The organism is Mesorhizobium neociceri, from assembly GCF_013520985.1.
Taxonomy (GTDB): domain Bacteria; phylum Pseudomonadota; class Alphaproteobacteria; order Rhizobiales; family Rhizobiaceae; genus Mesorhizobium; species Mesorhizobium neociceri.
In genome coordinates, this window is record NZ_JACDTY010000001.1 from 791,388 (window position 1) to 814,243 (window position 22,856).

28 protein-coding genes and 1 pseudogene are annotated in these 22,856 nt (G+C 60.1%); 13 read left to right on the forward strand and 16 right to left on the reverse strand.

Features of this window, described 5'->3' with window-relative positions; translation table 11 throughout:
• Nucleotide 1 precedes the first annotated feature (1 nt).
• The 4 genes from H0241_RS03665 to H0241_RS03680 form a co-directional block, all read right to left on the reverse strand.
• Nucleotides 2–1,186, reverse strand: coding sequence for an FIST signal transduction protein (locus H0241_RS03665; RefSeq protein ID WP_328824612.1), 1,185 nt, complete (start codon nt 1,184–1,186; stop codon nt 2–4).
• A 415-nt stretch (nt 1,187–1,601) separates the two neighbouring features.
• A complete protein-coding gene (locus H0241_RS03670; protein WP_181056175.1) occupies nt 1,602–1,835 on the reverse strand; it encodes a hypothetical protein in 234 nt (77 codons plus the stop codon).
• Entirely contained in the window at nt 1,816–2,211 is a 396-nt protein-coding gene (locus H0241_RS36325) for a PadR family transcriptional regulator (RefSeq protein WP_181056038.1), read from the reverse strand. The genes H0241_RS03670 and H0241_RS36325 overlap by 20 nt, the downstream gene beginning before the upstream one ends.
• Nucleotides 2,212–2,613: 402 nt before the next feature.
• Nucleotides 2,614–2,895, reverse strand: a complete 282-nt coding sequence (locus H0241_RS03680) for a hypothetical protein (RefSeq protein ID WP_181056039.1) — start codon at nt 2,893–2,895, stop codon at nt 2,614–2,616.
• 132 nt (nt 2,896–3,027) lie between these two features.
• Here H0241_RS03680 and H0241_RS03685 point away from each other — a divergent pair, with 132 nt between their 5' ends.
• The 6 genes from H0241_RS03685 to H0241_RS03710 all read left to right on the forward strand — a co-directional run bounded on the left by H0241_RS03685 (nt 3,028) and on the right by H0241_RS03710 (nt 9,070).
• The gene (locus tag H0241_RS03685; RefSeq protein WP_181056040.1) at nt 3,028–3,372 is read left to right on the forward strand and encodes a head-tail connector protein; all 345 of its coding nucleotides are present in this window, start codon (nt 3,028–3,030) and stop codon (nt 3,370–3,372) included.
• On the forward strand, nt 3,347–3,745 hold the full coding sequence (locus tag H0241_RS03690; RefSeq protein WP_181056041.1) for an HK97 gp10 family phage protein: 399 nt from the start codon (nt 3,347–3,349) through the stop codon (nt 3,743–3,745). The genes H0241_RS03685 and H0241_RS03690 overlap by 26 nt, the downstream gene beginning before the upstream one ends.
• Nucleotides 3,746–3,976: 231 nt before the next feature.
• Nucleotides 3,977–4,477, forward strand: a complete 501-nt coding sequence (locus H0241_RS03695) for a (2Fe-2S)-binding protein (RefSeq protein ID WP_181056042.1) — start codon at nt 3,977–3,979, stop codon at nt 4,475–4,477.
• Between the two features lie 120 nt (nt 4,478–4,597).
• The gene (locus H0241_RS03700; RefSeq protein WP_181056043.1) at nt 4,598–6,949 is read left to right on the forward strand and encodes a xanthine dehydrogenase family protein molybdopterin-binding subunit; all 2,352 of its coding nucleotides are present in this window, start codon (nt 4,598–4,600) and stop codon (nt 6,947–6,949) included.
• A 12-nt stretch (nt 6,950–6,961) separates the two neighbouring features.
• The gene (locus H0241_RS03705) at nt 6,962–7,759 is read left to right on the forward strand and encodes an FAD binding domain-containing protein (protein ID WP_181056044.1); all 798 of its coding nucleotides are present in this window, start codon (nt 6,962–6,964) and stop codon (nt 7,757–7,759) included.
• Nucleotides 7,760–8,047: 288 nt separating this feature from the next.
• Nucleotides 8,048–9,070, forward strand: a complete 1,023-nt coding sequence (locus H0241_RS03710; RefSeq protein ID WP_181056045.1) for an acyltransferase family protein — start codon at nt 8,048–8,050, stop codon at nt 9,068–9,070.
• A gap of 365 nt (nt 9,071–9,435) precedes the next feature.
• Here the strand turns inward: H0241_RS03710 and H0241_RS03715 are convergent, their stop codons facing one another.
• Nucleotides 9,436–9,675 carry a hypothetical protein gene (locus tag H0241_RS03715; RefSeq protein ID WP_181056046.1) on the reverse strand — a complete coding sequence of 80 codons (240 nt, stop codon included), beginning with the start codon at nt 9,673–9,675 and terminating at the stop codon, nt 9,436–9,438.
• Nucleotides 9,676–9,976: 301 nt separating this feature from the next.
• Here H0241_RS03715 and H0241_RS03720 point away from each other — a divergent pair, with 301 nt between their 5' ends.
• Complete coding sequence (locus H0241_RS03720; RefSeq protein WP_181056047.1) at nt 9,977–10,243, forward strand: hypothetical protein; 267 nt, start codon at nt 9,977–9,979, stop codon at nt 10,241–10,243.
• Between the two features lie 203 nt (nt 10,244–10,446).
• Here the strand turns inward: H0241_RS03720 and H0241_RS03725 are convergent, their stop codons facing one another.
• The 9 genes and pseudogenes from H0241_RS03725 to H0241_RS03760 form a co-directional block, all read right to left on the reverse strand.
• Nucleotides 10,447–10,794: an SRPBCC family protein gene (locus H0241_RS03725; RefSeq protein WP_235983906.1), complete on the reverse strand. Its 348-nt coding sequence runs from the start codon at nt 10,792–10,794 to the stop codon at nt 10,447–10,449.
• Nucleotides 10,795–10,866: 72 nt separating this feature from the next.
• Entirely contained in the window at nt 10,867–11,376 is a 510-nt protein-coding gene (locus H0241_RS03730) for a GNAT family N-acetyltransferase (RefSeq protein ID WP_407941703.1), read from the reverse strand.
• Complete coding sequence (locus tag H0241_RS03735) at nt 11,373–12,143, reverse strand: copper homeostasis protein CutC (protein ID WP_181056048.1); 771 nt, start codon at nt 12,141–12,143, stop codon at nt 11,373–11,375. The genes H0241_RS03730 and H0241_RS03735 overlap by 4 nt, the downstream gene beginning before the upstream one ends.
• Nucleotides 12,144–12,250: 107 nt before the next feature.
• Nucleotides 12,251–12,685 (reverse strand): cupin domain-containing protein, encoded by a 435-nt coding sequence (locus H0241_RS03740; RefSeq protein ID WP_181056049.1) that lies wholly within the window; start codon nt 12,683–12,685, stop codon nt 12,251–12,253.
• Between the two features lie 132 nt (nt 12,686–12,817).
• Nucleotides 12,818–13,105, reverse strand: a complete 288-nt coding sequence (locus tag H0241_RS03745; RefSeq protein WP_407941712.1) for a DUF6925 family protein — start codon at nt 13,103–13,105, stop codon at nt 12,818–12,820.
• Between the two features lie 505 nt (nt 13,106–13,610).
• Nucleotides 13,611–15,125, reverse strand: coding sequence for a hypothetical protein (locus tag H0241_RS03750; protein WP_235983909.1), 1,515 nt, complete (start codon nt 15,123–15,125; stop codon nt 13,611–13,613).
• Nucleotides 15,126–15,221: pseudogene (locus H0241_RS36330) on the reverse strand (SEC-C metal-binding domain-containing protein); the annotation flags it as partial.
• A 93-nt stretch (nt 15,222–15,314) separates the two neighbouring features.
• On the reverse strand, nt 15,315–15,767 hold the full coding sequence (locus H0241_RS03755; protein ID WP_181056052.1) for a hypothetical protein: 453 nt from the start codon (nt 15,765–15,767) through the stop codon (nt 15,315–15,317).
• A 145-nt stretch (nt 15,768–15,912) separates the two neighbouring features.
• Nucleotides 15,913–16,527 (reverse strand): alpha-ketoglutarate-dependent dioxygenase AlkB, encoded by a 615-nt coding sequence (locus tag H0241_RS03760; RefSeq protein ID WP_181056053.1) that lies wholly within the window; start codon nt 16,525–16,527, stop codon nt 15,913–15,915.
• 173 nt (nt 16,528–16,700) lie between these two features.
• On the opposite strand from H0241_RS03760, the gene H0241_RS03765 reads away from it, so the two are divergent.
• Nucleotides 16,701–16,928, forward strand: coding sequence for a KTSC domain-containing protein (locus tag H0241_RS03765; RefSeq protein ID WP_181056054.1), 228 nt, complete (start codon nt 16,701–16,703; stop codon nt 16,926–16,928).
• Nucleotides 16,929–17,194: 266 nt separating this feature from the next.
• Here the strand turns inward: H0241_RS03765 and H0241_RS03770 are convergent, their stop codons facing one another.
• Together H0241_RS03770 and H0241_RS36110 are read right to left on the reverse strand one after the other, a co-directional pair.
• Nucleotides 17,195–17,692 (reverse strand): cytochrome b, encoded by a 498-nt coding sequence (locus tag H0241_RS03770; RefSeq protein ID WP_181056055.1) that lies wholly within the window; start codon nt 17,690–17,692, stop codon nt 17,195–17,197.
• A 307-nt stretch (nt 17,693–17,999) separates the two neighbouring features.
• Nucleotides 18,000–18,134 carry a hypothetical protein gene (locus H0241_RS36110; RefSeq protein WP_268926398.1) on the reverse strand — a complete coding sequence of 45 codons (135 nt, stop codon included), beginning with the start codon at nt 18,132–18,134 and terminating at the stop codon, nt 18,000–18,002.
• A gap of 356 nt (nt 18,135–18,490) precedes the next feature.
• Here H0241_RS36110 and H0241_RS03775 point away from each other — a divergent pair, with 356 nt between their 5' ends.
• From H0241_RS03775 to H0241_RS03795, 5 genes are all read left to right on the forward strand, one after another.
• Nucleotides 18,491–18,754 (forward strand): hypothetical protein, encoded by a 264-nt coding sequence (locus tag H0241_RS03775; RefSeq protein ID WP_181056056.1) that lies wholly within the window; start codon nt 18,491–18,493, stop codon nt 18,752–18,754.
• Between the two features lie 407 nt (nt 18,755–19,161).
• Nucleotides 19,162–20,403, forward strand: coding sequence for a pilus assembly protein TadG-related protein (locus H0241_RS03780; protein ID WP_181056057.1), 1,242 nt, complete (start codon nt 19,162–19,164; stop codon nt 20,401–20,403).
• A 46-nt stretch (nt 20,404–20,449) separates the two neighbouring features.
• A complete protein-coding gene (locus tag H0241_RS03785; protein WP_235983911.1) occupies nt 20,450–20,866 on the forward strand; it encodes a TadE/TadG family type IV pilus assembly protein in 417 nt (138 codons plus the stop codon).
• A complete protein-coding gene (locus tag H0241_RS03790; RefSeq protein ID WP_181056059.1) occupies nt 20,856–21,266 on the forward strand; it encodes a TadE/TadG family type IV pilus assembly protein in 411 nt (136 codons plus the stop codon). The genes H0241_RS03785 and H0241_RS03790 overlap by 11 nt, the downstream gene beginning before the upstream one ends.
• 638 nt (nt 21,267–21,904) lie before the next feature.
• Nucleotides 21,905–22,270 (forward strand): hypothetical protein, encoded by a 366-nt coding sequence (locus H0241_RS03795; RefSeq protein WP_181056060.1) that lies wholly within the window; start codon nt 21,905–21,907, stop codon nt 22,268–22,270.
• Nucleotides 22,271–22,856: the final 586 nt, after the last annotated feature.

Below are 22,856 nucleotides of genomic sequence, written 5' to 3' on the forward strand. Positions count from 1 at the left end.
CCTATTCCGCTGCCTGTCGGTCGCCAAAAGCGATGCCGGTGAAAGTCTGGTTGAGATGCATCGAGCGGTACTGCTCGCCATAGGTGCCGAAGCCGATGACGTTGTTGACCCGGTAAAGCTCCGAAATGTCGCGGAACACCTGGCGGTTGCGGGCATCGAGCCTGCGCAGCACGCAATCGAAGCCGAGGATCATGTCGATGCCGCCGAGCCGCTCCTCGACGTCGCGCAGTGCGGCGCGGGTCGATTCCACCATGTCTTTCGGCTGCGCGATCGACAGCACGACGCCATCGTCTATGGCGCAGAAGAACGACAGCGAGCCGTCGGGATGCATCTTCTGGATCGAGCGGCAGTAATATTCGCCGCCCACCTTCACCACCACCGGATGCGAAGCGAAGCTCATTGGCGTCAGGTTCTGCGCAACGATGCCGACCGAGGCTGCATATTCCTCAGCTGCATTGGTGGCGTTGAACTCGCGCACGGTGCGGTGGTCGGGATCGGATGCCGTTACCACCAGCTTCTCGTCGGTGGGAACGAAATTGTCGGTCTTGAAGACGTGGAAGGGAATCTCGGTCGATATCAGCACGATGATGGCGCTGTCGGAAGCCACCTTGCCGTTCGAGATCAGCCTGGTGGTTTCGAATTTCAGATCATCGCCCGCCGAACCGCCGAGCAGCGGGATGTCGTCCAGCCCCCAATGGATGGCCGAGGTCACTGCTTCCTCGGCAAAGGACAGGCCGTCGATGAAGCAGAGCGCGAAGGTGCTTTTGGTGTGGCAACTGCCGGTGCGTCCGCGCAGCAATCGCCGCAAGGCCTCGACCTCGTCGGTGATCCTGTCCATGCCCGACGAGGAGAGATTGTCGACCATGGTGCTGACCGCCGAAAACGACGCGGAGGGAAAGAGCAGGGCCAGTACGTGACCGTCCTCCAGGCCCTGCGGGGTGATCTCGCCGGCGGTCGAGCAGGCGGCGTAGGCCAGCGCCGGTGCGTGGGCCTTCAGCGCCTGCGACAAAGCGGCGGCATCGACCAGGCTCTGCGAGAAGAACAGCAGCGCAAAGCCGGCGTCGATGGCAGCGGCCTCAGTGGCGACCGCCCGGGCGAATGCATCGGGGTCGGGCTCGTCGGTGGTGAGTGCCGACAGGCCGGATGCATAGCTCGTCCGCGAACTGGCCAGCAGCTTTCTCCGTATTCCTCCGACGCATTTTTGTGCGCGCCTGTTTTTTGTTTTTATGTCCTTTGGAGCGCCAGCGTCGGTGGTATTGTTGCCTTCAATCCGGGCTTTGGCAATGGGCGGACGAACTACGAACACGTCGACCGCAATTGACCTGCTTGACTACAACTCGGCGAGCATTGTCATCTATATCGACGCAATCGCCGGATCTGGCAACTTCACACCGAAGCTGCAGGAGTCCGATGACGGCACCAACTTTACGGACGTGGCCTGCGCCGGCGAAAGGCTAGGATTGGCCCGCCAAACGACCTTCCTTGCGATTCTAGCTAAGGCAAGCGAGGGGTGGTGCCCTTGCGGATACTGCGGACGGCATGCTTTGCGCTGTCGTCAGAAATGGCAAAGGCAAGGGAGATGAGACTCCCTTGCCTTTGATCTAGTTGCCGATAGCCCAGATCGTAACGGCTATCTGAAGAATGTTGACGATCAGGCCGTAAGGCAGAGACCTCAGCGCTTGGCTGAAACTCCAGAAATGCGCATAGGCTGGTCCAAATTCGTCATATAGCTCACCGAAGCGCTCGTCCAAGGTGTTGACTATATCATTCCTGTTTCCGCTATCCGCTGTGCACCAGACGAGAAAGCGGACAATCTTAGATGGCACTCTCGCCATGGTGAATCTCCGTTGGAAGGAGAACACCAGATGCGTCTAAAAAAGCGACCGTTCTCTCCAGAGCCCTCGCACCCGGTGTTTCCAGTCGAAACACTTTCTTCGAGCGGCCGCCACGTACGGGCTCTGGATCTACGATCTCGGAGGAGATGAATCCTTTGCGCTCCAGCTTTGAGAGCGCCAGGTAAAGCTGGCCTACAGCTACGTCTCTTCCGAGAGACCTCGAGAGTTCGGCTTGGAGTTTGGACCCCCATGCAACATCTCTCAGTCGGTTGATTGAGGCCAACAGCCTCAGTTCGAAAGGTCCTAGCTCCACGCTAAGACTGTTGGCCGAAATAAAGGGCTCTTCGCCATGGTGGTGTCTTCTCCTTTTCTCCATTGTTGACTCCGCCGTGTCGGGCGGAGGGTGTGGTTTCTCCACACCGTATTTATATAACACGAAGGTGAAGAAAACAAGGGCTGCGGAATGAACAGGATTTGTCCCTGCGGCTTCAGCGTGCCGAAAGGCACCAAGTGCGCGTGCCAGGTACGCAATGCAAAAGCGCGCCAAGTAGCAAACGGCAAGGCGCGGGGCAGCGCCCTAGCCGCGGCTACGGTACGAAGTGGCAGAAGGAGTCGAGGGCCTATTTGGCGGCGCTAGGTGCCCCGCTGTGCGCGTGCGGCTGCGGCAGGTAAGCCGACATGGTCGACCACAAGATCGCGCCGAAAGGCGGCATGGCTCTGTTCTGGGATAGATTGAACTGGCAGCCCTATGCGCGTGGCTGCAACAGCAGGAAGAACATCAAGAGCGAGGGTGTTTTTGGGCGGCAGGGTATAGCTCTTCCATCTTGGCCATAGTCTCGAGCATCTTGTTTACTTGCTTGTTATCCTTCCAAGTCACGTAAGCGATGAGGCAGGCCGAAAGTGCGATCGCCGATATACGTGAGTATGTCGATATGAGGTAGATCATTAGTGCAAAGGCTATCACCTCTGAAATCATCGAGGTTAGCCCTCGTTGATAGATATCAGCCATCACCATGTATCCGCGGTAGGCAATCTCGTTTTCATGAAATCGTTCAGCCATTTCCCCCTCCAGAATCTGTCGGACGCAAGCCAATAATAGCCCACGGGGGGCAGGAAAGCGACTTTCCGCCCTCGCTCCTAGACCACCCGCGCCCAACAATTCGCAATAATCGCTAAATAGGAATTTGAACTGATGGCCATCGTCTCGCTTGACGACCAGAAGGCGCACATGCGCGTCGATTTCAACGACGACGATGCGCAGATCCAGGCCCAGATTGACGGAGCTCAGGCCCACCTCGAGCAGTTACTGGGCTACACGATAGAGGAAGAATTCGAGGTTGTGCCGACCGACCTGGTGCAGGCTGTGATGCAGCTGGCGGCCAACTGGTACGAGAACCGCGAGGCAACCTCGGGCGACGTTCCCGGCGTACTTCCTCTCGGCATTGGGACATTGTTCGCGAGCGGCGGAACTACACGTTCTGATGGCAGCGAACCAAGACCTTGCGCGCCTCATGAAGGCGCTCGACGCCATCCCTAAAGCCGCCAAGGCAGCAATCCAGCCCGCAATCGACCGGGGCGCCGACGAACTGGTCGCGAGAATGCGTTACCTCGCGCCCGACGAGACCGGTGAATTGCAAGCCAGCATAAGATCTGAGCCCGGCCCGCGGCCTTTGTCGCGGACCGTTTTCACCGACAATGATGCGGCCTTGTACCAGGAATACGGCACTCGGAAGATGCCAGCCAACCCGTTCTTTGGGTGTCTGAACGATCGCTCCGAAAGCGCATTCGCGGCCGAATTGATCGAGCAATTTCCAAGTCAATCAAGAAAACGTGGGGTAAATAATGCGTGGGCGGAATGCGACTGTAACGGCCTTGGACGGCGCACTGTCGAAGGTGCCTCCCGCACCTAAGGACATGCCGCCGCGTGCGGCCAAGGAATGGCGCAAAGTGCTTGGCGTGCTGGTCGAGCAGCGAAAGATTGCCGACCACGAGTTGCCCATGATTTTCGTTTTCTCCATGTCCGAAAGTACAAGGAGCACCCGTGTGTTTTTTGCGCGTTGTGCGGTGTACGAATAGCGCGTGGCCGAGCGCCAACGCCGCATCGGCAGCATGATTACCGAGGTTCTACCCAGGGAGGATGCATGTCGGACGTTTCGTTTGTCGTGAACGGAAAACGGGTCAGCGGCGCTGTCGAGGACCGAACGCTTCTGGTTCATTTCCTACGCGAAAATCTTGGTCTCACCGGAACGCATGTCGGCTGCGACACCTCGCAATGCGGCGCCTGTGTCGTCCATGTCGACGGCAGGGCGGTGAAGTCCTGTTCGATGCTGGCCGTGCAGGCCTCCGGATCGACCGTGGTGACGATCGAGGGGCTCGCCAACGGCGCCGACCTGCATCCGGTGCAGGCGGCGTTCAAGGAGCATCACGGGCTGCAATGCGGCTTCTGCACGCCGGGCATGATCATGACGGCGACCGACATGATCGCCCGCCATCCCGAAGGCCTCGACGAGGCGACGGTTCGCGCCGAGCTCGAAGGCAACATCTGCCGCTGTACCGGCTACCACAACATCGTCAAGGCGATCCTCGCCGCATCGAAGACGATGGCGAAGGTGTCGAAGGGCAAGGTGAAACAGGCAGCGTGAACAAGGCAGTAGGGAGTAGGCAATAGGGAGTAGGGCAAGCGGCCCACGCGGATCCGAGAGCCCCTTTCCCCTACTGCCTAATCCCTACTGACTACTCCCTAAATTCCGGAGGAATTTCTTATGGGCATTGAAGGCATCGGCGCTCGGGTCGTGCGCAAGGAAGACAAAAGGTTCATCACCGGCGCCGGCCGTTATGTCGACGATATGGTGGTTCCCGGCATGAAGCATGCCGCTTTCGTGCGCAGCCCGCACGCGCATGCGCAGATCAAGAAGATTGACGTCAAAAAGGCGCAGGCCATGCCTGGCGTCATTGGTGTGCTCACCGGCAAGGAACTCAAGGCCGATGGCATCGGCAACCTGATCTGCGGCTGGATGATCCATTCCAAGGACGGTTCGCCGATGAAGATGGGCGGCTGGTCGCCGCTCGCCGTCGACAAGGTGCGCTATGTCGGCGACGCCATCGCCATCGTCGTGGCCGAAACCAAGGGCCAGGCGCGCGACGCGGCGGAAGCCGTCGAGATCACCTACAAGGAATTGAAGGCGGTGGTCGATGCGACCAAGGCGCTGCAAAAAGGCGCGCCGCAGGTCCATGCCGAGGCCGACGACAATCTGATCTTCGACTGGGAGATCGGCGACGCCAAGACGACCGATGCCGCGATCAAGGCGGCGGCCCACGTCACGCGCATGAAGATCGTCAACAACCGGCTGGTTCCCAACGCCATGGAGCCGCGCGCGGCGCTTGGCCATTACGACAAGGCCGAAGACCACTTTACCTGCTGGACGACCTCGCAGAACCCGCATGTCGCGCGGCTGGTGATGAGCGCCTTCTACAATGTCGCGCCGGAAAACAAGCTGCGCGTCATTGCGCCCGATGTCGGCGGCGGCTTCGGCTCGAAGATCTACATCTATCCCGAAGAGATCGTCTGCCTGTGGGCATCGAAGAAGACCGGCGTGCCGGTCAAATGGGTCGCCGACCGCACCGAAAGCTTTCTCACCGACGCGCATGGCCGCGACCATGTCTCGACGGTCGAAATGGCGTTCGACAAGAACAACAAGATCACCGGCTTCAAGGTCGACACCATCGCCAATCTCGGCGCCTATATGTCGCTGTTCTCGTCCTGCGTGCCGACCTATCTCTATGCGACGCTGCTGTCGGGCCAGTACAATATTCCGACGATCCACGCCAATGTGCGCACCGTCTACACCAACACTGCACCGGTCGACGCCTATCGCGGGGCAGGGCGGCCGGAAGCGACCTATCTGCTCGAACGTACAATGGAGACTGCGGCGCGCGAACTCGGCGTGTCGCCGGCGGAGCTTCGGCGCACCAACTTCATCACCAGCTTCCCGCATCAGACGCCGGTGATCATGAATTATGACGCCGGTGACTACGGCGCTTCGCTGGATGCAGCGACAAAGGCGTCCGACTATGCCGGCTTTGCCAAACGCAAGGCCGCCGCCGCCAAGCAAGGCAAGCTGCGCGGCATCGGCATGAGCTGCTATATCGAGGCCTGCGGTATCGCGCCGTCGGCGGCGGTCGGCTCGCTCGGCGCCGGCGTCGGCCTGTGGGAATCGGCCGAAGTGCGGGTCAATGCCGTCGGCACGATCGAAGTTCTGACCGGCTCGCACAGCCATGGCCAGGGCCATGAGACGACCTTCGCGCAATTGGTCACCCAGCGCTTCGGCGTGCCACTGGACTCGGTCTCGATCGTCCATGGCGACACCGACAAGGTGCAGATGGGCATGGGCACCTACGGCTCGCGCTCAGGCGCCGTCGGCATGTCGGCCATCGCCAAGGCACTCGACAAGGTCGAGGCCAAGGCCAAGAAGATCGCCGCCCATTTGCTCGAGGCCGATGAGGGCGACATCGTCATCGAGAATGGCGAGGTCAAGGTCGCCGGTACTGACAAGAGCCTGCCCTGGTTCCAGGTGGCGCTTGCCGCCTACACCGCGCACAATCTGCCGGCCGGCATGGAGCCCGGCTTGAAGGAAACCGCCTTCTACGACCCGGCGAACTTCACTTTCCCGGCAGGCTGCTACATCTGCGAGGTCGAGATCGATCCGGAAACCGGCACGACCGACATCGTCCAGTTCGTCGCGGCGGACGATTTCGGCAACATCATCAATCCGATGATCGTCGAGGGCCAGGTGCATGGGGGTATCGCCCAGGGCATTGGCCAGGCGCTGCTGGAAGGCGCCCACTACGACGCCAGCGGGCAACTGCTGACGGCGAGCTACATGGACTACACCATGCCGCGCGCCGACGACCTGCCGTCGTTCAAGGTCTCGACCTCGAACACGCCGTGTCCGAGCAATCCGCTCGGCATCAAGGGCTGCGGCGAAGCCGGCGCCATCGGTTCGCCGCCCGCGGTCATCAACGCCATCACCGACGCTTTGGGGATTACCGACATCGCCATGCCGGCCTCGCCATCCACGGTCTGGGCGGCGATCCGCGCGACGAAGAAGCACTGAGGAGGAACGAAGATGTATTCGGTCAATTACCACCGCGCCGCCTCGGTCGCTGACGCCGCCAAGCTGGTGAAAAGCGGCGACGCCAAGCTTTTGTCGGGCGGCATGACGCTGATCCCGGCGATGAAGACACGGCTTGCAGCCCCCTCCGACCTGGTCGACCTGTCGCGGATCAAGGAGCTGCAAGGCGTCAAGGTGTCGGGCAAAACCGTCACCATCGGCGCCGCGACCACGCATTACGACGTTGCCAATGACGAGAAGCTGAAGAAGGCCTGTCCGGCACTTGCGCATCTGGCGTCGCTGATCGGCGATCCGGCGGTGCGCCACAAGGGCACGATCGGCGGCTCGGTCGCCAACAACGATCCGGCCGCCGACTATCCGGCAGCACTGCTGGCGCTCGGCGCCACCATCATCACCAACAAGCGCGAGATTGCGGCGGCCAAATTCTTCACCGGCCTGTTCGAGACGGCGCTGAAGGATGGCGAGATCATCATCGCCGTGAGTTTTACCGCGCCGGCCAAGGCGGCTTACGAAAAATTCCGCAATCCGGCCTCGCGGTATGCGATCGTCGGCGTGTTCGTGGCCAAGGGCAAGGACGGGGTCAGCGTTGCCGTCACCGGCGCCGGTGATGATGGTGTGTTCCGCTCGAAGGAGATCGAGGCCGCACTGGCCAAGAACTTTGCCGCATCGGCGCTCGACGGCGTAAAAGTGCCGGCGAAGACCTTGATGACCGACCTCCACGCCTCGGCCGAATACCGCGCCAACCTGATCGCAGTGATGGCAAAACGCGCTGTGGCCGCGGCCAATGCCTGACACTGTCAACTACTGACAAGGAAAGGGGCCCTTGCGGCCCCTTTTTCGTGGAAGGTGGCTGTACCTGCCCAGTTCTTCCCAGTGCGCCGCCGCGCGCGTATCCGTCGCTTCCGGTAATTCCCGTGCAAGAACAGACGCATACTTCCCAGGGACTGCCCCGGCGCCATTCTCGCACTTGCACAAAGCGATATTGCACTGCAATATGCTGGTGACCAGCGCGAGCTGGGTTCGGGGCGTTGCAAGCGGCCTGCGACCCTTTTCGTAGATTTCAATGCGAAGGGAGCCGGGATGACCGACATCTCCGCGACGCATGTCGTGCCGTCCAGATCCGTCACCGACAAAGCAGCCAGAGCAAGATTGGCCTATCTCGACGGCTGGCGCGGGCTGTCGATCGCTCTGGTGCTGATCGGGCATTTTTTCCCCGTTCCCGGGATCAATCTCGGCGTGCTCGGCGTCGAGTTTTTCTTCGTGCTCAGCGGCCGACTGATGGGCGAGATCCTGTTCATCGAACGTTTTCCATTGAAAAAGTTCTTCAAGCGCCGCTTCTCGCGCATCTACCCGGCGCTGCTGGTGTTCGTCATCGCAGCCATGGTCGGTCTTTCCGGAACCTTCATCGCCTTCAAATGGAAGGCAGCGCTGACGGCGCTGACCTTCACCTACAACTACGCCGGCATTCTCATTAATCGCGCCGGCGCGCTCGACCATATCTGGTCGCTGTGCGTGGAAGAGCATGCCTACATCATCCTGGCGCTGATCAGCGTGGTGGTGACCGGGCGGGGCAATGTCGTGCGGCTGCTGGTGACGCTGTCGCTGCTCGCGATGGCCAACGGCGCCATTTCATACTGGGTGTACGGCATGGACTATGAGCACAGCTATTGGCGCACCGACGTGCATATCGCCTCGATCCTGCTGTCGGCTTCTATCTGCTTGCTCAAGCATGATGACCGGCTGCCGTCCCTGCTGAAAGGGCCCTATGTCAGCCTGGTGTCGGCGGCCGCGGCTATCCTCCTGTTCCTCGATCCGGTGCCTACGCCGATCCACTATCTCTTCGCGGTGCCGTTGCTGGCCCTTGCCGTCAATACGCTGGATACCAGCAGCTGGCATTTGAGCGGCCTGCTGTCGTCGAGGCCGATGGTGATGATCGGCCTGTGGTCGTACTCGCTCTATCTCTGGCAGCAGCCCTTCTACAAATTCGTCGCCGAGCAGGGCAGCGCGCCGATCCCGATGCTGGCGGCAGTCTTCGCCTGCGCATTGTGCAGCTACTATCTGGTCGAGAAGCCGGCGCGGGCCTGGCTGAACCGCAATTGGTGAGTTCTGCGGCGCCGAGGCGGCATCAGGCCGACTTCTTCTGCGCCGCGAGATAGCGGCGCAGGCCGGCTTCGCCGCGCGGGGTGGCCAGCGATGGTTCCAAGCAAAGGCCGGGCGCAGCAGCGGCGCCAGGAGTTTGAGGATCGGCCTCTCGACCGTCACCTGCCAGACAAGATCTACGTGGGGTGCCGTGTAGCGCGCAAAATCGTTTGGCACCTCCGCGCAACTTCATTTGGCACCAAATAGGGAGCGTTAAATGTCCCGAATGCGATGAAAGTCATATGGCGCCGCTGTGTTGTAGTGGCACTTCGGACACTCATAAACAGGGCCACGATCTCCCCTGGCGAATTTATTGCCGACCGTAAGCATTATGGTCGGCGGGAATTCACATTTGCAGAGCTCGTAGCCGAGCCCTTTGGCCAATGTGCTTCCGCAATGGCAAAATGCTTCTCAGATTGTTCAATGGCGAGACCGACTGCATCAGCCTTGGGTCCCTTCGGCAACGCCTCCTTGGCGTCCTTGAGCAGGCCTAAGAGGGACCTCACCGTGTCGAAGCCCAGCTTCGCAGCCTGCGCGCCAGCAGTCAGTGCGCCCGAATCGAATTCCATTCGCCTCTCCCTAGGTGTGAGAGGGCAGCAAACCACCGAAACAAACGTCTGTCGAGTTCACCCTAGAGCCAAATCGGGATGCCCTCACTTCGGATAATCGGCCTTAACCACGATCCTGGTATAGGCGCGTTCGACGGCAAAGACAGCTTCGTCCTTTGTCTCGACCCTCCCGTTCGACGAGCCCTCCCCATACGCTTGAAATATAAGCGGTTTTGGCGGTACAACACTCGCCGGGCCGAACTCTGACGCATGGTCAGAGTTCCGGGCAACGGGATAGGTCCGGTTTGAGGGCAGAACGCGCATGGAAAAGAAGGTCATTGTGATCATCGCGCTGGGACTAGTGACGCTCGGCGCCTACCAGGCCGCCACGGGCGGCATCCGTCCAGGAGTAGACCTGGTCGAGGCCAAAGCGGCTTGCGCAGAGGCTGTAACGCGCGCCCGCGCCATCCGCGCCGGCTCACCGCTGCCATTGTCGGAAGGGCTGGGCACCTATGAGCTTATTCTGACCGACTGCCGCAACAACCAGTATCTCAGCCAGGCCGAGCTGGTCGACCTTCTGGGCTCCTGAGGGACCTGGAACACATAGTTTAATGTGTTCGCCGCTGCCATTCGATCTTGCGCGGCCGGCGCCGCTGCCCGTTTCTGATGCCAAGTGAAGTTGCGCGGCCAGATTTCTGGCCTTCTGGCTATCCCGACCGCCGTCTACCGCTGAACGCCTTGTTTTCCGGGCTTCTGGCGGCTGATCCCGCCGATTATCACCTTTTCCCAGCCTTAGCCGGCAGATGCCATCCGATCTTGCGCGTTACATGAGGGCGACAATTCCGCCCGCCATAGGCCGTCGAAATCGCCAAAGGTTTTGACCACGACCAGGCGGCCGGGCTCGAGTTCGGCGGCCTCGACGATGAAGCTCAACTCATAGGGCAGGGCGCCGCGCGCCCGAGCTTTGGCGCGCGAGCCGACGACGCCCTTGCCTCTCTTGTCGAGCGGCACGACCTCCTTGTAGACGTCGCCCCACCAAAGCGGCAGCAATTCGGCGTCGGAGAGCACATCCCACACCTGTTGCGGTGTCGCTTCAGGGATGTCCCAGCTCTCATCGAAGCGGAAGACGTTGCTTGGCATGGTGTTTCGCCCCAACTGGCGGAGAGCGATTACACTAGCCTTGGCTTCTTTATGGCGCCAGTGGCGCCCACGTCAGCCGGCGATCTGCCTGAGGTAGTAGCGCACCGCTTTCTTGCCGCCGTGGATCACGGCGTCGCCGACCTCGGTGAAGCCGAGCGCGGCGTGGAAGGCGTCCGAGGCCGGATTGGGCGGTTCGGCATTGACCTCGCAGGTGACGATGCTGTGGCCCGCGTGGGCGACTTTCACGAACAGGTCCTCATAGAGCCGGCGGGCATGGCCGCGGCCGCGCGCTTCTGCGGCAACGACGACACGGTCGACATAGACGAAGCTGGTGTAGCGCTCGCGGAACCAGAGGAAATTTGGGCTGTCGTAGCATGCATCCTGGTCGAAGGTCATGATAAAGGCTTCGAGCGCGCCGATGCGACGTGCATAAAACGCTTCGCCGAGCAGGAAGGACAGCCGTTCCGGCTCAAGCCATGACAGCTCGGCGGCGTGCTCGTTGTTGAGCGCGAGGATGGCGGCTTCATCGGGTGCCGAGACGCGGCTGATCGGCGAGGGCGCAGTCATGGCTTTGCGCATCATGCTCTGGCAGCCGCGATCGTCGCTGCCACCAGCGCGCCGTCGGTGACCGTGGTGCGGTACTCGCGGTCGAGATCGGTGCCGCCCATGCCGACTTGTGGATTGCGGTAGGTCATGGTGCTCGGCACGTCCTTGAGCGCGGCGAAATGCATTTCCGTCAGCCCGGTGGCTGCCAGCACGCCGGCGATGTTTTCGGGATCGAGCGCGCCGCAGCCGAGGATGATGATGCGGTGGCCACCCTGGCGGACGAGATCCGCCAATAGGCCGGCGCCTTCCACCGCGGTATCCCTCTGGCCGCTGGTCAGCACGCGACCGACCTTGCAGCGGATCAGCGCTTCCAGCGCCTCGGCCGGGTCGCGCGTCATGTCGAAGGCGCGGTGGCAGGTGACGTTGAGCGGACCGGCCGCCTCGACCAGTGCGCCCATGTGGGTTTCGTCCATGGTGCCGTCGGCATTGAGGCAGCCGACAACGACACCGGCGACGCCGAGATCGCGCAGCGCTGCGACATCGGCGAGCATAGAGCGGTATTCGGCCTCGCTGTAGAGGAAATCGCCGCCGCGCGGCCGCACGATGACGTGGAAGGGAATGGTCGCGCTCTCGAGTGCGGCGCGCACCGTGCCGAGGCTCGGCGTGATGCCGCCTTCGACGAGGCTGGCGCAGAGCTCGACCCGATCGGCGCCGGCGGCTTGCGCGGCCAGCAATCCGTCGATGCCTTCGACGCAGATTTCGATCAGGGGGCGAGCATTTCCGGCCAAAGGGCGATCCTTCATGGTTGCAGACGGCCAGCCCTAGCATCGGCTCGATTGCCGGGGAAGCGGGAACAGCCAATCGCTGCTTGGGCCAGCCGGCAACGCAGCTTAGATCCGTCGCGAGAGATCTATTGTTTCTGCAGGATGGTGTTCTTGGCGCCCTGTTCGACCTGGTCGATGACCAGCAGCTTGACCGGACCGTCGCCGACATTGGTGGCCTGGTGCCACTGGCCGATCATCTCGACGATGAAGTCGCCAGTCTTGTATGTGTTGCTGTTGCCGGTCTCGACATTCGTCACTTTGAGCGTCCCGGCCTCGACATAGGCATAGCGGGCAAACGGATGCTTGTGCACCGGCAAGGTGGCGCCGACGGCGATGTCGTAGGTCGAAACCAGCACCTGGACATTTTTCTGCGGCAGCATGATCGGCTGGCCGGAAGCCGTCTGGGTACGATCGGCAAGCGGCGTCACGACCACCGGTGGGCTGGAACTGTCCAGTGCCGCAGCAGGGTTTGCAGATAGCGCGACCGCGAACAGCAGCGTCGATGCCAGAATCTTTCGCATGGGTCCTCCAGGTTTTGCCGCCACCGTCCCGCGGCAGGCATCCGCGCCAATGGGGCCAAGTTCAATTACCGAGGCATAACGTCATCCGCCCGTTCCATCGTCCATCATGATTGCGCGACAAGGGGCGTCAGGCTAGTGCCCCGGCGCGTCGTCGTCTTCCACATCCTGCTGGGCGGTCTGCTCATGCACGGCCTGCCAGGCGGCGATGACGGCGCCGAGCCTGTCGTTGCGATCGTGCGTGGCGACATGCGCCTGCTGGCGCAGCGCCAGCCTGACGGCGGCGCGGGCAAACCGGTTGGCGGGCATGTCGAAACGCTCCGGTCCATCGCCGCAGGCAACCTCGTCCAGCACATGCTGCTTCACGGCGACGATTTCGGGGTTGCCGTAACTTTCCGGCAAGGCCTGGAAGTCGCGGTGCAGACGCCGCCTCTCACTCCGCCGGTGGGATTCGGCGGCTGACGCTTGCTAGATCGTCACCTTTTGAAGTCCCCGCCTTTCAGCGTGCGTAGCGTGATGGAATAGCGGTGCCCGGCGACCGGCGGAATGCTGTGCTCCCATTCGTGGCGCGCTGGTCCGTCTCAAGGCGAGGGCGGCAAACACCGCCCCTACGACCATGATGGAATGGCTGCCTGTCGGCATCGCACTCAATAGCTCCCCCTCAGGCCGATGAGCCTGCTGCGTCACGGTAGAGTGTGTACTAGGCACTTCCCGCCGTATCATTCTCTTGACGACCGCGTGCCGGTCATCCCGCACCGCCCGACTACATGCGCTGGCTTGGGCCGCAGTCGGATCCTCGCGGCCTGATGGAGCCATTACCGTCCGATCTGATGACGATGTGGGCCTACTGACAGCGAGGTCGGAGCAGGAGTAACACGCCGGGCATCGTCGGTGAGATCGGTATCAGCCCCTCTGACCTGTTCGAGGTCTAGCGCAGCATCTTGGTTACTTCTCGTGCCACGCGAACTCGTAGGGCTTCGGTATCTAGTTTCTCGAGTTCAGCAAATCTCGCATGGTTCTTGACCTGATTTAAAAGCGACTCGCGAGGATAGTTCGCATAGATTTCGAGCATTCGATCGTAAAATCTTAGCGGATCGGTGATGGGTTCGTTCGGCGATTCCGGCTTGCCAAAGATAGCATTTCCAAGCTTTTTCGCAGCCGCTGCTTCTTGTTCGGTCAGTGGGACTTTGACCATCACCCGATCTTTGGTCTCTTCGTCGGCAATGATTGCATATGCGTCACTGTCGAAGGATGTGACTTCCTCGATCGTCCCAAAGCCCTCGCTTCCATCCCGTCTAGGGTAGGCGAACAAGCCACCAATCCGCAGTGTTTCAATTGGCTTGCCGCGCTCGTCCAGCAACTCGTCGGGCACCCCTTCGAAATTATTGGGCACCCGCTGCACCAGCGCTAGACAATCATGCACCCATCGAATTGGCCGATGCTTGTCGTGCAGTTCCATTGCGGTTTCTATCTCAAGAGTAGCCTCGCGAAAGTCGTCCATGGCGAAGCCCATTAGCAACCCGAAGAACATCAGGTTTGATGCATCATCGTTCACGAGATCCCTGTTGTTCGTGACGAACACGTACGCGGCGCGAGGAGGGTCGCCCTTGACCGTGATAGCCTCGGCATCTCTCACCGCGCTGGTGACCAAAACACGAAGGCGCTCAAGCTGTTCTACAGTGGCTTCGTCACCAATTCCCAGTTCAAACCAGTAGACAGGCTTGTCGAGATTCTTCTTGGACGCGCCATGCAGCTTGTCGCGCAACCATCCATTCAGTTCTGCGACAAATGCCTCACTATCGAGATCGAATGAGGCTTTCCAACTGCGCTTTCGTTTTGCTTCGACGGCATACGTTCTCCCGTCCGGAAATGTAGCGAAAAATTCCGGCTTGGGCTGATTTCCTTTGGCGTCTTCAGCACCGTCGATTTTCGCGCCTGCCAATGCGAACGCGGATGCAACGATTGCTTCGTAAAGAGCAGGGTCAAAATCGTTCGGATGTCGAAGCCTCTTGATCAGGCTTTTAAGCGGCTTGTCGTTGTGCTCTATCAGGTAGAGCGCGTAAGCGAGACGATTTAGTGCGGAAAGATGTCCCTTGGCAGGCAGTGCGACGCCACCGCCGACATCCTTTCGTGCTTCCTGAAGTTTTCGGAGCCACCGGAAGAGGGTATGGTCCGGCGTGCTGCGGGAGGCTGCTGCACCCCAGTCATGGCCGAATACGTGCTTCATGTTGTCGATCATAAAATCGGATACGAACTGCCACTTCGCCGAATGGACCATACGTTTGCCGACGACTACTACACGCCTACCGTCATAAAGAGACGTCACCATTGGCCGACCGTGGCCTTGCTGGCGTTTCCGCACCATTTCCTCGGCTTCGTGTAACTGCATCAGCTCGCGAAGCCGTCGCTCGAAAGCTTCGTCCGTTGCCGGCGTGGTGTTCAAACGGCCATGACAATGTTTGTAGCGCCGACCGCTATTACAGGGGCAGGGCGCATTTCTGCTGATCGGGAGAAATCGACTCGATGTCCCTTTACTCATAAGCGTATTTTAGCACACGCATCTATAGCTGGTGTCCCAGCTTGTGCCTTACCCCTACCCGTCTCGCTATGTTCGTCAAGGGAGGCAGGCGTCCTATGATTTGAGCACTGAAATCGCCAAGCTGATGACGCTGATCAAAACAGCCAACCATGTTAGCCATGGCTTCATCCGCATCTCGCGCTCTTCATAGACTTCTCGCCTGACCCTCCGCATCGCTTCCTCGGTGAGATAGTACCGACCGTGGACACCATGCCATTCCCAGAAGTCGTTGTCTTCGTCCTCCTTGTAGGGCCGTTGCGGCGTCAGGATACGCCATTGACCAGCGCGCCTAAGCGTCTGCGCTGTTTCTATCTCAGCAATCTCTGCGTCGACAATGTCGATCGTGGCAAAGTAGTCGCCTACGGCGATCTGGTATTCTTGTGAGTTCCGCTTAAGCCCAGCAGTGGTCTCGTTGAGTCTCTCCAGAAGGCTGTCCCGGTTGTGCCGATGCTGAATAAGCGCGTCGCGTTCGTCCCGATATCTCTTGAGTTCGCCAAACAAAGCCATTCGAACCCCTCCCGAACAATGAACTTCCTGATGAAACCGTAACGTGAACAGGCTTCGCGTCAGGCATAACATTGTCGATGCGAATTGGCCCACCTTGCCGACCGTTTGGCATATTTTCTCGCGCGACCTGACGCTTGCTGGATCGTCACCTCTTGAAGCCCTCTACTTTCAGCGTGCGCAGCGTGATGGAATAGCGGTGCCCGGTGACCGGCGGAATGCCGTGCTCCCACTGGTGACGCGCTGGTCCGTCCATGAGATAGACGGACCTTGGCTCGACCTCGATCGTCTCGCGATCCCATTTCGCACCATTTTTGCGGCGCAGGCGGAAGCTGCAAGGCGCCAGCAGCGAGACGCCGGCGACAAGATCGAAATGTGGCTTGTCGCGATGCCAGCCTATGCCCGCGCCCGGTCGGTACTCGTTGATCAGCACTTGCGCGAACTCCGCGGCGGGGCGGCCGGCAAAGTCCGCGACCTTATCGCGAAGCGGCAGCAGGAATTCGGGGATGGGCGGCGCTTCGACGACCCGGCGCCGATCATAGTCGTAGTGCAGGCCGAAGCCGGCCACCTGCCGGTTGGCAAGATGGCCGTGGAAATCAAAGGGCTTGAACGACAGTCCCTGGAGGTGATGGACCAGTTCCGCCTCTTCACCTGCTGTGATCAGGCCCGGCCGGTAGGAAAACCCTTCCGGCAGCGCAGCCACCGCGCCGAAGAGATCGCCCTGGCTGGCATGGGCTTCTGTGTTGGATTTTGTCAGCGACATCTGACGCAGAGATAGGGAGCCTCTGCGCGCAAGCAAGATTTCGGCGCTGTCGCGGCCTAACTACCCTAACGGAACCTCCGCGTCTCCGCGGCATTACGCACTGGTGAAGCAGGATTTTGGGGCGAAGCACGGCTTTGAGCGAAGCAGGATTAGGGCAAAGCAGGATTCTTGGCATGCCGTCCACTGCCATCCGCAACATGCATTACGACCCGGCGACGAAGGTCCTTTCGGTCTGGTTCGTCCCGAGCGGCTCCCGTTATGACTATGAGAAGGTCGAGCCCGAGACCCATGCGGCGTTCCGGGCCGCCTTCTCGAAAGGACAATTCTTCAACGAGTTCATACGCGATCGCTACCGGTTTCGCCTGGTTGAGGAAGGGCGCCGGCGAGCGGCTGGATCCTGAGCAACGCATCAAGCCCGGAAGGCGCATTCACGCTGGAAAACCGGCCTTTCTGAAGCCTGACGTGAAAAGCTCGAGGGCGACTTGGTCGGCGAACGGGAACCTGAAAACAGCCGGACAGTCAGGTCGTGTTTCCTCGTCAGTGCTTCCTCGACTTCAGCGCGCGCCTTCTGCGTCTCGCCCAAATGTGCGTACGCCGCTGCGAGGAAGACATGAATGAAGAATTGGTCGCCGGCAGGCATGGGGATAGTAATATTTGACAGACCGGGCTAGCGATCTGGCGCCAGCATCCGCTTCAACGTCCCGTCGCGAATCCAGAACTGGTGAAATAGAGCCGCCAAGGCATGGACCGAAATCAAGACGATAAACAGCGGCTTATTGAGCGAGTGGATATCACTCCAAGGGTCGCCAACGTAGAAGGCGAGAAGCCCGAGGATGGGCGTTGCCAGCAGCAGCAGATAGAACAGCCCATGCGACAGGCGGGCCGCGATCTGCATCCAGCTAGGGCCGCCCTCTACGGGCTTGGGAGCTCCTGACACCAACCGCATAATCAGCCGGACCACGACAAGAGCCAGGATCGCCAGACCTATCCAGTAGTGTGCAGAGCCTAGCGTCTGGTCGAGAGCAGAAACCGGTTGCCCCTCGTCGGCGGCATCCACCACGGTTGTCATGCTCTCGCCAAATAACAGTTGGAATAAAACAAGGGCAGCTGTGATCCAGTGAAGCGCAATCTGATAAGCTGAATATCCCGATCCAGTTTCTGTCATTTTTCCCTGATGATGTGAACAGTTTTTCAGTCGCGTTACTGAATAGCTAGGAAACCTTGGTCGAATTGGGCTCGAATCCTCCCGGAATTATGGCGAGTAGGTTACAGATTTGTAAGCGCTACCCAGCCGTAGGCGGCTACGCCGCCCCGGCGATGTTCCACTGGATGAATTTCGCCTTTTGGCCATTGGCGATCTCCGTTGAAAAGGTCGCGCAACGAGGACAATAATTGCTATGCGACCGGGCACATCGCAAGCGCTCTCGCAGGCCCTACCTGATGGGAATCAATAGGCAGATGCGCGTCAGGCGCTAAAAGCCTTTGCGCAGGCGGCGACATAACCGGTGATAGCTGGGCGAGCTTTGCAGGTCTCGGGCCGCATGGCTGAACAGCAGCACGACAAAAAGAACCACCACTGCGGATGCGAACCCGGTGACGATAGCCATCAAGGCGAACGTCGCTGTCGTGGAGATGTTCCGGGGAAAAATGGCCGACGCCGTTGGGGTATGCCTGGGTGGGCTTTTGGGGTGGCGCCGGCCTTAAGGCGGAAATGGGGTCCGCCGCTCATGAAGAATAGCGGACTCACCAGTCAAGGGTATGGTGTGATCGCGTAGGGCATATAGCCTTGCCGGGAGGACGTGCGCCCTGCCTCGCTGCAGGATTTCCGCGAGGACACCTAGCCCGGAAGAGGGCGGCTGCGCAAGCGACCGAACCGCCATACTTGCGCAATTGCTAAAATACTAAATAATGGTCAGGAGGTGCGGGGAGCCGTTGGGGAACGGCGGCAAAGGGGTTTGGGGCAATGTATTTTCCGCGGTTTCTGGTGGGAATGCTGGCGACGTCGGTGCTCGTTGCAGTTTGGGCCTATCTTGACACGGGGTCCGTCGGGAAGGGTGTAATCTGGGGCGTCATCGCCGCTTTTCTGCTGCAGGCGGGGTATTTCGCGCTTGTGTTTGGGCTTGTCTACGGGCGGCGGAACACTGAGCAGGAGGCGAAGGAGGCCATTCCGGACGCCGCCAAACAGCCGGTCAAGCGAGCAGCCACGCCCCCGCAAGGGCGTGCTTGACGATTTCAGAGAATAATTCGGTGGCGTTTGAAGGCCTAAAGCGCGTCGCGCCCGAACGGCCTCATGCGACGCGCTTTAGGTTGTTGTATTTATGCAAGTCGTTGTCCCAAAACCGCTGCGCACTTTTGGGCGACATGCATTAAGCGAATGAAACGCACCGGGCGCCGATGTCTGGCGGGTAAACGCCCATCCGGCTCCGTCACGGTTGAGTGTGCCGCTCGCGATCCGACTTGGACCACGTGCTCATATCGACTTGTCTTCCGCCATCGGTGGCGGTGACACGCGACAGATCACTAGCTTCCCAACGATAATTCCAGGCGCGAACGCGCGCCTAGCCCGTCGCACTACGTCGAATCGGAATGGAGTCTTTAGACATTCGTTTATCTATTCGTGATTTCTAATAACACATGGCATTCAATGCTTTTACCCGGATCCGGATTTTTTGGGGCCGCCTAAGACGCGCCACGAACGGTAACGTTGCCGTCATCTTTGCCTTTACCTTGCCGGTCGTGGTCGGCGGCGCAGGCCTCGGTGTCGAGACCTCCCTCTGGTACTACAACAGCCTGAAGCTGCAGGCGGTGGCCGATGCCGCGGCCTATGCCGGCGCGCTCGAGAAGGTCGCGGGTTCCGACAACCCGACCATCATCGCCGCCGCGACGCAGTCGGCGACCTCGAACAATTTTGCCACGCCGGGCACGATCCAGGTCAACACGCCGCCATTGTCCGGCCCGAACACCGCGAAGAAGGCGGTGGAGGTCATCGTAAAGCAGAACGTCGATCGCTACTTCACGGCGATCTTCAACAGCACGCCGGTTCCGGAACAGGCGAGGGCCGTGGCGCTCATCACCGACGCCTCGAAAGCCTGCGTGCTGGCGCTCAGCCCGTCGGCCGCCCAGGCTGCGCTCTTTTCCGGCAACACCACCGTCAACCTCACCGGCTGCTCGGTCATGTCGGACTCGATTGCCTCGGACGCCATCAAGACCCAGGGATCGGCGACGATAAAGGCCGACTGCCTGATCACGGTCGGCGGCATGGTGCTGAACGTTCCAGCGACCACGGTCTGCAAGTCCAACATCACCCACGCTTTGCCGGCTGCCGATCCTTTCTCCAGCCTGGCGACGCCTGCGGCCGGCAACCCATGCAAGAATGTCAACGGCAACAAGAACTCGCAAACACTCCAGCCTGGCACCTACTGCAGCGGCATGAGCCTCAGCGGCAACGTCACGCTTTCTCCCGGCGTCTATGTCGTGCAGGGCAGTATGAAGGTCAACGCCAACGCGGTCGTCGCGGGCAACGGGGTAACCATCTTCATGGCAGGCAGCAACACCGTCAGCATGAACGGCAACGCTAAGGTGACGCTGAGCGCGCCGACATCCGGAACCTATTCCGGCGTGCTGTTCTACGGCGACAGGACCGGGACCGCAGCGCAGAGCACCTTCAACGGCACGGCGGACTCGCTTTTGACCGGCGCCATCTATTTTCCCAAGCAGCAGGTCAACTACCTTGGCAACTTCTCGGGGAACGGCGGCTGCACTCAGGTCGTCGCCAACACCATCCAATGGTCCGGCAGTACGACCATCAAGCAGGACTGCACCAGCCTCGGGATTAAGGACATTCCGGCGACGCAGTCCGTTCAGCTGGTCGAGTAGCGGGATGGGTAAGCGGGCCTTACGCATTGTCCGGGACAAAGCCGGGATGGCCGCCGTGGAATTTGCCGTGGTGCTGCCCATCCTGTGCTTGGTCTGCTTCGGCATCGCCGACGGCTGGTCCTACGTGACGAGCTACCTGCATATGCGCGCCGGCGTCAAAACCGCGGCCAATCTCGTGATGGCCGGCGCGGGCAGTGACGCGGCCAAAGACCCGGGAACGCAGGCGGTCGCGCTTTCGAGCTGGAACAATCGCCCCGATGACGGGACGGTCGCGCTGACGAGGTCGTTCATGTGCGGCAGCACGGTCGTGGCCGACGACAAGACGCTCTGCGTCGGGACAACAAAGTTGCCGTCTATCTTCGTCCAGATAACGGCGACGGGCACCTGGGTGCCCCCGTTCAACTTCGGTGTCTTCCCGGACCCGCGCGCGATGAGACATCAACAGGTGATCCGTGTCCGCTGAAAGGATCGGGTCCAGATGGCGCCGTGATTGCTCCGGCGCAGCAGGGCTGGAATTCGCCTTGATCGCCCCTGTCCTGGTGATGCTTTTGTTCGGAATCTTCGCCTTCGGCTGGGCCATGAATGCCGTGTCGACCGTCCGCTATACGCTGGAGACCTCTTCTCGGGCGCTGCAGCTGAACAACACGCTTTCGCAGAGCGACATCCAGGCCATCGCTACGCAGAAATTGGTGAACCTGGGTCTGCACAACGTTATTGTGACGATCGCGATCGACCCTGCCAGCGGCGGCTTCAAGATGGCGCATCTGACCGCCAGCTATGGCTTCGTCATCGCCTTCCCGTATTTCGACCAATACCCCATCAATTACTCGACAACGGTCACCGTTCCGCTGGTTGCCAGCTAAGGGCACCGCCGGCTTCCGTTGAATTGGCGGCGCCCAACTCAGACCGTAACGGATCCACCGGGAACGTAGTCGCCCATCTGGAGTTGTATTTGCAGGGCGGTCGATTCCCTCTGTGGATGTAGCCGCTTAAAGCCCGCTGCTGGGACCTCATTGGTGGGCTTTTTCTATCAGACTAAAGTCTTGCGGCTTGCTTTCGAAGGTCTGGCGTGACCGCTTTGGTTCTGTCCCTGTCCATCTGATGTTCCAAACTTTTTAGTGAATCCTCATATATTTTGGGTGGTCCGGATGATGCTACCCAGCCGTAGATTGAGTGGCACGAACTCTCTTGGGTCATGCTTCGCAACTTTTCGCACATCGAACCCGTACAGGTTAGAGGTCGCTCCGTTGTGTCCCTCGTGCCGGCGTGGCTGGCTCGCTGAGAACCCGGGTGGGTGTTCTCGGCGAGCCTGCGGGGACAGAACCCACGGAAGACCGGGGACTTCAGTCCTGGTTGAGCAAATAGCTACGGTGCCTATAGTTTGGGCGTTGCGGGCCATACCCAAGTCTGAGCCCACCCGCAAATGGCCCGGCGCGCGTCCAGGTTCCGCCGACCTGCGTGGCGCGCGTCGGGCTGTTTCCTTTGCGAAGGTGCAGGCTCGATGTTGAAGCATTTGCGCCAACAGGGCGCGAGGCGGTCGGGGCTGGATTCGGCGACTAGTAGCGATCAAAATCAATCGCGTGCCGATTTGGCGAGACGATCCGGCTTAGGTGCGCGCCAATTCGTTTTTGCACTGCGCGATTGGATACCTGATAAGGTGCGCCTGATCGACCAGGCGATCATCCTCTTGGAGCAGTATCGTGCCGCGCTGGTAGCTGGCTATTCATCGATCGGGCAGGACGGAAAACTTCGCTTGATGACTCTTGAACAATCCCGCGACGATCTCGATTTCACAGCACTGAACGACATAGCGTCGTTGGATAAATTGATCGCCAAGATGAAGCCGAGGGTCACCACCGCATTCTAATCAATGTTGACTATGTTCTTCACGGTGGTTCCTGATTACGAGGGCATCAGGCCAAGAGCAATCGCGAGTGGAAGCCGACCTTCGAGAGAGGGCTTAGGGGACTTCAGTCTTAGTTGAGCTATCGCTAATACGCCTGTAGCTTGGGCAGTGCGGGGTAACTCGAATACCAAGTGCCCATGGTAGCATCGGGCCTGTTCGCCGCATCGTCGGAAGGCTGTCCTAAGTGCTCTCAACTGTATTGCGGGAAAAGCTGGTTTGCGAATGCGGTCGCACCGGGTATTTGAAACTACGGGAAGACGCTCAGCCCCTCAGCGGCACTTGGGAATCCTACAGCTTGGAGGGTTTCGAGGGCAGCAGCCTGACGATCACTAGTTCGGGAAATATTCCGGGAGACAAGTTGGCCTATCTCCATCCTTTGTGTCCTCAATGCAGTCAGTGGGGCAAGGTGAAGTACGCCAGCCATTCCTGAGCCCGCAACAACTATCTGACATCGTTAGCGTGTTTGAGAAGCCGCATTTAGGCGGTCATGCCCCAGCATATCGCGCCGTCGGTATCGCCAAACAGCGCTGGCGAGCATCAGGAGGGC